This is a genomic window from Brevundimonas sp. NPDC055812 (assembly GCF_053616535.1).
On the sequence record NZ_JBSHDX010000006.1, the window covers coordinates 131,971 to 143,187 of the forward strand.

Consider the following 11,217-nt stretch of genomic DNA (forward strand, 5'->3'; position numbering starts at 1 on the left):
CGTCGCGCTCACCGTCATTCTCGGGCTTGACACGAGGATCGGACTCTCCGCCTGCGGGACGATAGCGACCGAGGCGCGCGCCGCCTCGCGCGATCCTCGGGTCAAGCCCGAGGATGACGGAACGAGGGGAGGCGAGCCTTAGTCGTGCAACCGCTCGGCCGACACGATGACCCCGTCTTCGTCGGCGTAGAGCCAGTCGCCGGGCGTGAAGATGACGCCGCCGAAGGCGGTGGGGATGTCGATCTCGCCGATGGCGTCGCGGTCGGCGCGCAGAGGGATGGTTCCCAGGGCTTTGACGCCGACGTGCATGGTGTTGATGACAGCGCTGTCGCGCACGGCGCCGTGGACGACGATCCCGGCCCAGCCGTTGTCGATGGCCAGCTTCGCCAGATTGTCGCCGACCAGGGCGCGCTTCAGCGAACCGCCGCCGTTGACCACCAGGACGGCCCCCTGACCGGGCCGCTCCAGCGTCTGGCGGACCAGGGCGTTGTCGTCCAGCACGCTGAGGGTGCGGACCGGACCGTAAAAGGCGGTGACCTGGCCGAAGCTGCGGAAAGGCGTCTGGCAGACCTTCACCACGTCGGTGTGGGCGTCGCAGAGGTCGGCGGTGGCGGGGCGCATGCCGTTCCTTCTCATTTGTCAGGAATCGTTGTTATGTGACTAGGTCTGATGGATGTTTCAGACTTTAATTTAGGGAGAATACGTGTGCGCAGGCTAGTCAAATTGGCGATGTCCGGAATTCTTCTCGCTATGGCCGCTTCGCCGGCGGTTGCGTTCAAATCATGGGAATATGTGTACTATTATACATTCTATTCGGACGCATCCATGACGACCGTTGTGGGGTATGGAAGTGATATTTGCCTGGAATCAGGAGGCAGCGTGACGGTAATTACGCCCCTGTTCCCTACGCCTTACTATACGGCGGAGCGGGGGCACGAGTGTCGTCCTGGGGGGCCGCTTTAGAGCTGACGTCAATTTTTCAGCTTTGAGAAAAAAGAGGCCCGCCCGAAGCAGGTCGGGCGGGCCGATCTCCGTCCGACCGGCCACGCGGGGTCGGTAGGCGGGTCGCGCAGCGGCGAACGGAGAAGCTCTGGCCGATCAGGAAAGGCCCGCCCTTTCCGCCGTCATCCTCGGGCTTGATCCGAGGATCGGACCGCCTGCGCGATCCGGGCGGAGAAGGAAGAGGGCGTTTCCCGACTGGATCCTCGGGTCAAGCCCGAGGATGACGGCGTTCAGATGATGGGACGGATCAACCCTCCAGGTCCTGGCCCTCGTCGGGTTCGGGGGCGCCCAGCATGTCGTCGGCGATCTTGGCCGTGGACTGGCGCACCGCCTTCTCGATGGCGAGGGCCATGTCGGGGTTGTTCTTCAGGAACTCCTTGGCGTTCTCGCGGCCCTGACCGATGCGGGTGGAGTCGTAGGAGAACCAGGAGCCGGACTTCTCGATGATGTTGGCCTTGACCCCCAGGTCGATAATCTCGCCGATCTTGGAGATGCCTTCGCCGTACATGATGTCGAAGATGACCTCGCGGAACGGCGGGGCGACCTTGTTCTTGACCACCTTGACGCGGGTGGTGTTGCCGACGACCTCGTCGCGGTTCTTGATCGCGCCGGTGCGGCGGATGTCCAGGCGCACCGAGGCGTAGAATTTCAGCGCATTGCCGCCCGTCGTCGTTTCGGGCGAGCCGTACATGACGCCGATCTTGTGACGGATCTGGTTGATGAACAGGACGATGCACTTGGACTTGGAGATCGAGGCCGTCAGCTTGCGCAGGGCCTGCGACATCAGGCGGGCCTGAAGGCCGGGCAGGCTGTCGCCCATCTCGCCCTCGATTTCGGCGCGCGGCGTCAGGGCGGCGACGGAGTCGACCACCACGATGTCCACGGCGCCCGAGCGCACCAGGGTGTCGACGATCTCCAGCGCCTGCTCGCCGGCGTCGGGCTGCGACACCAGCAGGTCGTCGAGGTTCACGCCCAGCTTTTGCGCATAGACCGGGTCCAGCGCGTGCTCGGCGTCGACGAAGGCGGCCACGCCGCCCTTCTTCTGGACCTCGGCCACGGTGTGGAGGGCCAGGGTCGTCTTGCCCGAGGATTCGGGGCCGAACACCTCGATCACCCGTCCGACCGGCAGGCCGCCGATGCCGAGCGCCAGGTCGAGGCCCAGCGAGCCGGTCGAGACGCTCTCGATCTCGGCCACCTGTCCGGCCTTGCCCAGTTTCATGACCGAGCCCTTGCCGAAGGCGCGATCGATCTGTGCGATCGCCGCCTCGAGAGCGCGTTGTTTGTCGCCGTCTTCTTTACCCACGAGCTTCAGTGCCGCCTGTGACATTGGTTTTCTCTCCCTTGCCATGATTCCCATCTGACTTCGGGAGAGACCCGCCACGGACCCGCTCCCTTGGTGAGCCGGACTATGGACACGGTTTGTTCTTGTTCGCAAGATGTTCTCGTGAACTGAACGAGAACATTTATTGAGATACGACCGATTGTGTCGTGATCTCTCAGCCGCGCCAATAGGGGCGGACGCGGGACAGGCGGGCGAAGGCGCGGCTTGAGGCGGCGTGCAGGACGGCGGCGCTCTGTTCGCGGCGGCCGACCAGGCGTCCGGCGGCGAAGGCGATCTCGGGCGAGGTCAGTCGGGCCTCGGCGGGGATGCGGTCGCGCGCCACGGCCAGGTCGTTGAGGGCGCCGAAGCGGTCCTGCACCTGCTCCAGGCTTTTGAGGAAACGCCGCTCGCGGCGGGGATGGGCGAACAGGCCGGCGAAGAACTCGGCGGCATAGCGCAGGCGTTTGACGCGGATGCGCAGACGGTGGCGGCCCGCGGCGTCCAGTCGGTCGAGACGACGGCCGCCGCGTCGTACGCGTCGGTTCAGCCTTTGCAGGGCCTCGGCGGCGAAGTCGGCGACAGGCCGCTGTCGGCGCCAGGCGCGCACCGGGTCGGGATCGGTCCGCCAGGCGCCGGTCTCGATCCAGGCCAGAGCCTCGAACATCAGGGCGGCGTAGCGCGGCGAATCGATCGCCGCCATCGCCCGGCGGTAGGCGCCGCTGCGGGCCGCCAGCAGTCGCAGGCCCAGGGGGGCGAGGTCGGGGTCGGGCGTCTCCAGCGCGGCCGGGTGGAAGACGTCGCGGATGAAGACGTCGAGGTCGCGGGCGGCGTCGGTCTCATGCGCCAGCCATTTCAGCTCGGCGACGACGGGGGCGGCGTCCTGACCCAGCAGGGGTTTGAATACGGACAAGGCGGCGCGCAGGCGACGCAGGCCCACCCGTAGCTGATGCAGAGCCTCGGGACGGCGCACCCGGCGCAGCAGTTCGGCGTTGGCAGAGACCTGGCCCAGGGCGGCCAGGGCCGTGCGGCGCAGGGCCGCTTCGGCGCTCAGGGCGCGGGGCAGGGGATCGGCGAGGGCGGTGCGGGGCGCGCGCTCAAGCCCTTCGGCCAGGCGCCAGCCGCGTTCGGCCTTGCTCTCGAACAGGGGGACCAGGGCGATGTCGGCCGACAGGCGCCGGGCCAGGGCGAACAGGGCCTGGGGCGGGCCGTCTTTCAGCTCCAGTTCGAGTTCGCGCAGGGGTTCGACGCGGTCGCCCGCCGACAGTTCGCCCTCGTCATAGGCGGCCTCGATCACCGCGCCGTCGAAGGCGACCAGACGGGTGCGGCGGCGCACCGTGCTGGCGAAACGGGGGGCCAGGTCGCGGCGGCGGCCCTTCAGCAGGGCGGCGGCGGGCGTCGCCTTCAGCGCTTTCCAGTCGAGGGCTTCGCCGGCGACCGGCGTCTCCCATTCGGCGCGGTTGAGGACGTCGCCGCCGGTCTGGCCCTTCAGGGTCTGGACGAAGCCGCGTCCCGTGGCGCGTACGCGCAGGCCCCAGCCGGCGCGCCGCAACACCTGGTCGGGCGTGTCGAAATAGACGGAGCGCACGGTCTGCACGCTGTCCTCGCCCGCCAGGGCCGGGTGGACGGCCAGACGGGCGGCGGCGCCCGGCCCCAGCCGAAATTTCAGTTCGATTTCCTGCGTCATGCCGGACATGACGCCATTGTGCGCCTATCCTCATGCCGGTCCAAGACGATGAAATGATCCAACGGCCAAGCTCGAGCGTTAGGGAGTGCATGACTGATCTTCAGACCACCCAAACCACCCAGACGGCCGAACCGGCCAAGCCCGCCGTCCTGACCATCCGCAACGCCCGCATGGGCGACGTCGCCGGGATCAACGCCCTGGTGGCGCGGGTCTACAAGGACATGCCGCCCTATACGGCGGGGATGCTGCGCGGCCAGATCGCCACCTATCCCGACGGCCAGTTCGTGGTCGAGTTCGAGGGCGAGATCGTCGGCTACGCCGCCAGCTTCCGCATCGACGAAAAATCGGCCATGGGGCCGCACACCTGGGACCAGATCACCGGCGGCGGCTATGGCGCGCGGCACGATCCCGAGGGCGAGTGGCTGTACGGCATGGAGGTCTGCGTCGACCCCGCCCGGCGCCGCCTGCGCATCGGCCAGCGCCTGTATGACGCGCGCCGCGACCTGTGCGAGGCGCAGAACCTGAAGGGGATCGTCTTCGGCGGGCGGATGCCGGGGCTGGCGCGCCGCCGCGCCGCCTATCCCGACCCGAACGCCTATGTCGAGGCGGTGCGCGACCGCAAGGTGAAGGACCCGATCATGGCCTTTCATCAGCGCTCGGGGTTCGAGCCGGCGGGGGTGCTGCTGAACTATCTGCCGTCGGACAAGGCGTCGTTGGGCCATGCGGCGCGCTGGGTCTGGCGCAACCCCTACTATGTCGAGGCGACGGGCAAGGGGGCGGCCTTTGCGGTCAAGGAGACGGTGCGCGTCGCCACCGTCCAGCTGCAGATGCGCAAGGTCGAGAGCTTCGGCGAGTTCATGGACAACGTCGAATATTTCGTCGACGTGGGGTCGGACTATCGCGCCGACTTCGTGGTCTTCCCCGAGCTGTTCACGCTTCAGCTGCTGTCGCTGGAGACGAAGAAGCTGACGCCTGCGGAATCGATCGAGGCCCTGACCCGCTACACGCCGCGCTTCGTCGAGGCGATGCGCGAGCTGGCGGTCGGCTACAACGTCAACATCATCGGCGGCTCGCACCCGACGCGGACCGAGGACGGCGAGATCCAGAATGTCGCCTACGTCTTCCTGCGCGACGGCTCGGTGCATGAGCAGGAGAAGATCCACCCGACCCCGAACGAGCGGCACTGGTGGAACATCAAGGGCGGCGACCGCGTCCACGCCATCCCCACCGACTGCGGGCCGATCGGGGTGATGATCTGCTATGATTCCGAGTTCCCGGAACTGGCGCGACGTCTGGCGGACGAGGGGGCGCGCATCCTGTTCACCCCCTTCTGCACCGACAACCGGCAGGGGTATCTGCGGGTGCGCTATTGCTCGCAGGCGCGGGCCATCGAAAACCAGTGCTACGTCGTCCTGTCGGGCAATGTCGGCAATCTGCCCAACGTCGAGAACATGGACATCCAGTACGCGCAGTCGTGCATCCTGACGCCGTGCGACTTCCCCTTCGCGCGCGACGGGGTGGCGGCTGAGGCTAGCGAGAACGTCGAGACGGTGACGGTGGCGGACCTGGACCTGTCCGATCTGGCCTGGGCCAAGGCGCAGGGGACGGTGCGGAACCTGCGCGATCGGCGGTTCGACCTCTACAAGACGGTGTGGACCGACGGAGGGTGACCTTACCTCCGCTCATCCCGGCGGACGCCGCGACCTAGTAAGAGCAGCGCGCGCGAGGCCTGGTTGTTCATGCCGCGCGGGTGGGGCCAAGCACTGGGCCCCGGCGTCCGCCGGGGTGAGCGGGATTATATGGGCTGCTTTGCCGGACTGTTTCGGAACCGGGGCGCAGGCGCGGGCTGCACCACGCCCTGCGCGGTGACGAAGGTGCCGCGAGCGCGGTTGTGCGGGTGGTCGGGGGCCTCGGTCATGGACAGGACGGGGGCGACGCAGGCGGCCTGGGCGTCGGGGTCGTTGCACCAGTCGTCGCGGGTGCGGGTGCGGAAGACGGCGGCCAGCTTGTCCTTCAGCATGGGCCACTGGGCCGGGGCGAACGGCATGGCGAAATCGGGATCGGCGCCCAAACCCGTCAACCGCATCAGGGCGATGTAGAAGGCCGGTTCGATGGCGCCGACGGCGAGGTATTTGCCGTCCTTCGTCTCATAGACCTCGTAAAACGGCGCGCCCGTGTCGAGCAGGTTGACGCCGCGCTCGTCGCGCCAGGCCAGGCTGGGCGGCAGGGGCGCGGGCAGGTTCTGGCGGAAGCCCCAGATCATGCTCATCAGCAGGGAGGAGCCGTCGGTCATGGCGCAGTCGATGACGTCGCCGCGCCCGGTGCGCTGGGCCTTCAGCAGGCCCGCCACCATGCCGAAGGCCAGCAGCATGCCGCCGCCGCCGAAGTCGCCGACCATGTTGATCGGCGGGGTCGGCTTCTCGCCCGCCCGGCCGAAGGCGTGCAGCGCGCCCGAGACGGCGATGTAGTCGATGTCGTGGCCCGGCGCCGGGGCCAGCGGCCCGTCCTGACCCCAGCCGGTCATGCGGCCGTAGACAAGACGCGGGTTGTCGGCCAGCAGCGCGTCGGGCCCGAGGCCGAGACGCTCCATCACGCCGGGACGGAAGCCCTCGATCAGGCCGTCGGCGGTGCGGATGAGGTCGCGGATCAGGGCGGCCCCCTCGGGCGTCTTCAGGTCGGCCTCGACCAGGCGGGCGCGGCTGCGGTTCAGGGGATCGCGCGGGTCGGGCGCGGCGCCGGGGCGGTGGACCAGCACTACCTCGGCCCCATGATCGGCCAGCATCATGCCGCAGAAGGGGGCGGGGCCGATGCCGGCGATTTCGATGATGGTCAGGCCGTCGAGGGTTCCGCTCATGTCCGGCACTGAAGCCGAGGCGGGCGGCCCCGTCCAGCTTGCGCCGTTCGGGACCGCCTCTTCGGGGGGAGCTGAATGATGTACCGCTCACCCCGGCGTCCGCCGGGATGAGCGGATTTGGATGTCTACGCCGCCCGGTTCTTCACCAGATCATCCACGACCGACGGATCGGCCAGCGTCGAGGTGTCGCCCAGGGCGCCCAGTTCGTTCTCGGCGATCTTGCGCAGGATGCGCCGCATGATCTTGCCGGAGCGGGTCTTGGGCAGGCCCGGCGCCCACTGGATCACGTCGGGAGCGGCGATGGGGCCGATCTCCTCGCGGACCTGGGCGACCAGGGCCTTGCGCAGGTCTTCGGTGGCCTCGACCCCCTTGTTCAGGGTGACATAGGCGTAGATGCCCTGGCCCTTGATGTCGTGGGGGAAGCCGACGACGGCGGCCTCGGCCACGTCGTCGTGCAGGACCAGCGCGCTCTCGACCTCGGCCGTGCCCATGCGGTGGCCCGAGACGTTGATGACGTCATCGACCCGGCCGGTGATCCAGTAATAGCCGTCCTCGTCGCGGCGGCAGCCGTCGCCGGTGAAATACTTGCCCGGATAGGTCGAGAAATAGGTCTCGAAGAAGCGCTGGTCGTCGCCATAGACCGTCCGCATCTGGCCCGGCCAGCTGTCGGTGATGCACAGATTACCCTCGGTCGCGCCCTCCAGAACCGCGCCGTCGGCGTCGACGATCTGGAGCTCGACGCCGGGCAGGGGCTTGGTCGCCGAGCCGGGCTTAAGGTCGGTCGCGCCGGGCAGGGGCGAAATCAGGGCGCCGCCCGTCTCGGTCTGCCACCAGGTGTCGACGATGGGCAGGCGGCTCTCGCCGACGACCTCATGATACCAGCGCCAGGCCTCGGGGTTGATCGGCTCGCCGACGGTGCCCAGCAGGCGCAGGGACTTGCGGCTGGACGCCTTCACCGGGGCGTCGCCGTCGCGCATCAGGGCGCGCAGGGCCGTGGGGGCGGTGTAGAAGATGTTGACCTGATGCTTGTCCACCACTTCCCAGAAGCGGCTGACGGTCGGATAGTTGGGCACGCCCTCGAACATCAGGGTCGTCGCCGCATTGGCCAGGGCGCCGTAGACGACATAGGTGTGGCCCGTGACCCAACCCACGTCGGCGGTGCACCAGAAGACCTCGCCGGGGCGGTAATCGAACACCAGCTCATGCGTATAGCTGGCCCAGAACAGGTAGCCGCCGGTGGTGTGCAGCACGCCCTTGGGCTTACCCGTCGAGCCGGAAGTGTAGAGGATGAACAGCGGGTCTTCGGCTTTCATCGGCTCGGGCGCGCAGTCGGGCGAGGCCTTTTCCGTCTCGACGCCCCAGTCCAGATCGCGGCCCGCGACGAGGGGAACCTCGGCCCCGGTATGGCGCAGGACGACGACGGTCTTCACGCCCGCGACCTTTTCCAGCGCCTTGTCGACATTGGCCTTCAGCGGCACGCGCTTGCCGGCGCGGCAGCCCTCGTCGGCGGTGATGACGAACGCAGATTCGCAGTCCTCGATCCGTCCGGCGATGCTGTCGGGCGAGAAGCCGCCGAAGATGACCGAATGCACCGCGCCGATGCGGGCGCAGGCCAGCATGGCGTAGGCCGCCTCGGGGATCATCGGCAGATAGATGGTGACGCGGTCGCCCTTCTGGACGCCGTTGGCCTTCAGCACATTGGCCAGGCGGCACACGCGCTCATGAAGCTGGCCGAAGGTGACGGCTTCGCTGTCGGTCGGCTCGTCGCCTTCCCAGATGATGGCGACCTCGTCCCTGCGGGCGGGCAGGTGGCGGTCGATGCAGTTGACCGAGGCGTTCAGCACCCCGTCCTCGAACCAGCGGATGCGGAAGTCTTCCTTCTTGAAGGAGACGTCCTTGATCTTGGTCGGAAAGGTCATCCAGTCCAGCCGCTCGGCCTGCGTAGCCCAGAAGGCGTCAGGGGTCTCACGCGCCTGAATCCGGGCCGCTTCATAGCCGGCGCGGTCCATGTGGGTGCGGGCGGCCAGTTCGGCGGGGACGGGATAGATTTCCGGATCAGACACGCGATTTTCCTCCAGGGTCTTTTTCTTCTTCGGCCTTAGAAGCCGTATTTGGCGAACAGGATCAGACGGGTCATGTCGCCGTCCAGCCCTGACTCGAGTTTGCGATCAGCGAACATCACCTCGGCGCCGACATCAAACGCCGCAACCGGCGACCAGATCAGATTGGCGTGAAGGCTCTGGGCCGAGCGGTTGGCGGCCGCGCCGGTCAGGGCGACGTCGTTGTCGACCTTCTGCGTGGACCAGATCAGGCTGGAGCGCCAGCCCGGCGCCCAGACGTGGCGATAGGCGGCGAAGCCCGCGACCACGCCGATGGCCTCAAGCTCGCCCGAGGCGTCCAGCACCGCGTCGTTGGAGAAGTTCAGCCCGACATAGCGGCCGATGCCTTCGCCGCCGGTCAGCATCAGGCGGATGTCGTCCTGGGCCCCGACCTTGAATAGCGCCGAGGCCGACAGACCCCAGCCTGTGGCGGTCGAATCGATGTCGGTCGCCGGGTTCTGATACTTCAGCTGACGTACCAGGCCGGACAACTGGACCGCGCCCCACGGACGGCTCAGCGCGTAGCGGGCGGTCAGGTCGGGCAGGCTGTTGTCGTCGGCGATGATCCGCGCGCCGCCGCCGAAGGGGGTGACGGTCGTCTCGGGGTTCTCCAGCGCGATGGAGAAGGGACCGCGCGTGTAGCGGACCTGGGCCTGACGGGCGAAGACCGTGCCCTCGGCCGCGCCGACGAAGTCCGCCGATTCCGGCAGGACGGCGGTGTTCTGGAAGTTGGTCCACTCCTGGCCGATCAGCCAGTTGTCGATGGTGACGAAGGCGCGGCGCAGGGCGGGGTTCGAGCCGCTGGTCGTGCGCTGGTCGCCCGAGCCGGGCAGGGTCTGGAAGTCCATCTCCAGCCGCGTGCCGATCTTGTGGCCGCCGACCATGCCGTCGGTGGTCAGCCAGAAACGGGTCTGGCGGGCGTTGAAGTCGGTTGCGACGTCCTCGCTGTCGCCGCCGACGGGGATGGCGCCGGGCAGGTGATAGTCGCGCAAGGGATCGCCGTTGGCGGGGTCGCCGCCGGAATATTTCGACGCCATGAAGTCGGTCTTGATGAAGCCGCCGAACTTCACCGTGTGGTCGCCGATGCGGAAGCCGTCCGAAGGCGGCGTCGGCGCGGAGACAGGCGCCGGCGCCGGACGCGTCTCCAGACGGATGATGTCCTGGGCCTGCGACGCCTGCTGGGTGCGAGAGGCGGCGACTTCGGACTTTAGGCTGTTCAGCTCGGCTTCGAGCTGGGCGATGCGGGCTTCCAGGGCGGCGCTGGCCTCTTGAGCCAGTGCGGCGCCGGGGACAAGCAGCAACGCGGCCGCAGCCGCGCCGCTGAACAGACGGCAGCTTCCCATGCGAGGTCCTCCCAGACCGTTGTTCCGGGCCCGTCTGTCGCAGGCCTCAGGACGGCAGCATTCCGCTCGGTCAGGGTTTGCGGCCATTAGCCATTCGTCTAGTTTCGACCAAAGTCGAGGCGCGGCATGGTGTCGTCGCGACGCGGCCGATGAACAAGAACCGCGCGCGGGAAGGACGTCCATGGACCGCATCGTCGTCGCCGACGACCACCCCCTGTTTCGTGCGGCCCTGACCTCGGCCGTCGAAAAGGCGTCCGAAGGCGCGCAGATCGTCGAATGCGCCAGCCTGGCCGAGGCGCAGGCCGCCCTGGGCGCGGCGCCGACGGACCTGCTGCTGCTGGACCTGAAGCTGTCGGACGTGGACGGCATGACGGGCCTGACCCTGATCCGCGCCGATCATCCGGCCGTGCCGGTCGCCGTGGTCTCGGCCAGCGAGGAGGCGCCGACCATCCGCCGCGCCCTGGCGCTGGGGGCGGCGGGCTTCATCCCCAAATCGGCCACCCTGCCCGAAATGGTTGAGGCGATCCGGGCCATTCTCGAAGGCGAGACCTGGGCGCCCGAGGTCGAGGCGGCGGGCGAGGAAGAGGCTGACCTGCAAGCCCGCATCGCCAGCTTGACGCCGTCGCAGTTGCGGATTCTGGAGGGGCTGAAGGTCGGGCGGCTGAACAAGCAGATCGCCTTCGACCTGGGCGTCACCGAGGCGACGATCAAGGCGCATCTGACCAGCGTTTTCCGCAAGCTGGGCGTGCAGAACCGGACCCAGGCGGTGATCCTGGCGCAGTCGCTGGATATTTAGGCACGCTTTCTCCCTCCCCTTTATGGGGAGGGTGGCTGAGGCCGTCAGGCCGAAGTCGGGTGGGGGCGGCTTGGTGGTCAGAGGCCGAGGCCAGGATCACTCGGCCCTCCCCACCCGG

General features: G+C 68.1%; 8 protein-coding genes. 2 read left to right on the plus strand and 6 right to left on the minus strand.

Annotated features, from left to right (window positions below):
* Nucleotides 1-138: 138 nt before the first annotated feature.
* From rraA to ACWGL1_RS11640, 3 genes are all read right to left on the minus strand, one after another.
* A complete protein-coding gene (gene rraA / locus ACWGL1_RS11630; protein WP_452112082.1) occupies nt 139-621 on the minus strand; it encodes a ribonuclease E activity regulator RraA in 483 nt (160 codons plus the stop codon).
* Between the two features lie 628 nt (nt 622-1,249).
* Nucleotides 1,250-2,329, minus strand: coding sequence for a recombinase RecA (gene recA / locus ACWGL1_RS11635; protein ID WP_291779483.1), 1,080 nt, complete (start codon nt 2,327-2,329; stop codon nt 1,250-1,252).
* A gap of 169 nt (nt 2,330-2,498) precedes the next feature.
* On the minus strand, nt 2,499-4,016 hold the full coding sequence (locus ACWGL1_RS11640; RefSeq protein WP_452112083.1) for a CYTH and CHAD domain-containing protein: 1,518 nt from the start codon (nt 4,014-4,016) through the stop codon (nt 2,499-2,501).
* An 80-nt stretch (nt 4,017-4,096) separates the two neighbouring features.
* Here ACWGL1_RS11640 and ACWGL1_RS11645 point away from each other — a divergent pair, with 80 nt between their 5' ends.
* Nucleotides 4,097-5,677, plus strand: a complete 1,581-nt coding sequence (locus ACWGL1_RS11645) for a GNAT family N-acetyltransferase (RefSeq protein ID WP_452112084.1) — start codon at nt 4,097-4,099, stop codon at nt 5,675-5,677.
* Nucleotides 5,678-5,802: 125 nt separating this feature from the next.
* Here the strand turns inward: ACWGL1_RS11645 and ACWGL1_RS11650 are convergent, their stop codons facing one another.
* From ACWGL1_RS11650 to ACWGL1_RS11660, 3 genes are all read right to left on the minus strand, one after another.
* Nucleotides 5,803-6,861, minus strand: a complete 1,059-nt coding sequence (locus ACWGL1_RS11650; RefSeq protein ID WP_452112085.1) for a CaiB/BaiF CoA transferase family protein — start codon at nt 6,859-6,861, stop codon at nt 5,803-5,805.
* Nucleotides 6,862-6,986: 125 nt separating this feature from the next.
* On the minus strand, nt 6,987-8,924 hold the full coding sequence (gene acs / locus ACWGL1_RS11655) for an acetate--CoA ligase (RefSeq protein ID WP_452112086.1): 1,938 nt from the start codon (nt 8,922-8,924) through the stop codon (nt 6,987-6,989).
* A gap of 35 nt (nt 8,925-8,959) precedes the next feature.
* On the minus strand, nt 8,960-10,303 hold the full coding sequence (locus tag ACWGL1_RS11660; RefSeq protein WP_452112087.1) for a DcaP family trimeric outer membrane transporter: 1,344 nt from the start codon (nt 10,301-10,303) through the stop codon (nt 8,960-8,962).
* 181 nt (nt 10,304-10,484) lie between these two features.
* Here ACWGL1_RS11660 and ACWGL1_RS11665 point away from each other — a divergent pair, with 181 nt between their 5' ends.
* Nucleotides 10,485-11,099, plus strand: a complete 615-nt coding sequence (locus ACWGL1_RS11665) for a response regulator (protein WP_452112088.1) — start codon at nt 10,485-10,487, stop codon at nt 11,097-11,099.
* Nucleotides 11,100-11,217: the final 118 nt, after the last annotated feature.

Excerpts from the sequence above, each read along its gene's own strand:
- rraA (WP_452112082.1), bottom strand. The coding sequence starts at position 621 with ATGCGCCCCGCCACCGCCGACCTCTGCGACGCCCACACCGACGTGGTG.
- recA (WP_291779483.1), bottom strand. The coding sequence starts at position 2,329 with ATGTCACAGGCGGCACTGAAGCTCGTGGGTAAAGAAGACGGCGACAAA.
- ACWGL1_RS11640 (WP_452112083.1), bottom strand. The coding sequence starts at position 4,016 with ATGTCCGGCATGACGCAGGAAATCGAACTGAAATTTCGGCTGGGGCCG.
- ACWGL1_RS11645 (WP_452112084.1), top strand. The coding sequence starts at position 4,097 with ATGACTGATCTTCAGACCACCCAAACCACCCAGACGGCCGAACCGGCC.
- ACWGL1_RS11650 (WP_452112085.1), bottom strand. The coding sequence starts at position 6,861 with ATGAGCGGAACCCTCGACGGCCTGACCATCATCGAAATCGCCGGCATC.
- ACWGL1_RS11660 (WP_452112087.1), bottom strand. The coding sequence starts at position 10,303 with ATGGGAAGCTGCCGTCTGTTCAGCGGCGCGGCTGCGGCCGCGTTGCTG.
- ACWGL1_RS11665 (WP_452112088.1), top strand. The coding sequence starts at position 10,485 with ATGGACCGCATCGTCGTCGCCGACGACCACCCCCTGTTTCGTGCGGCC.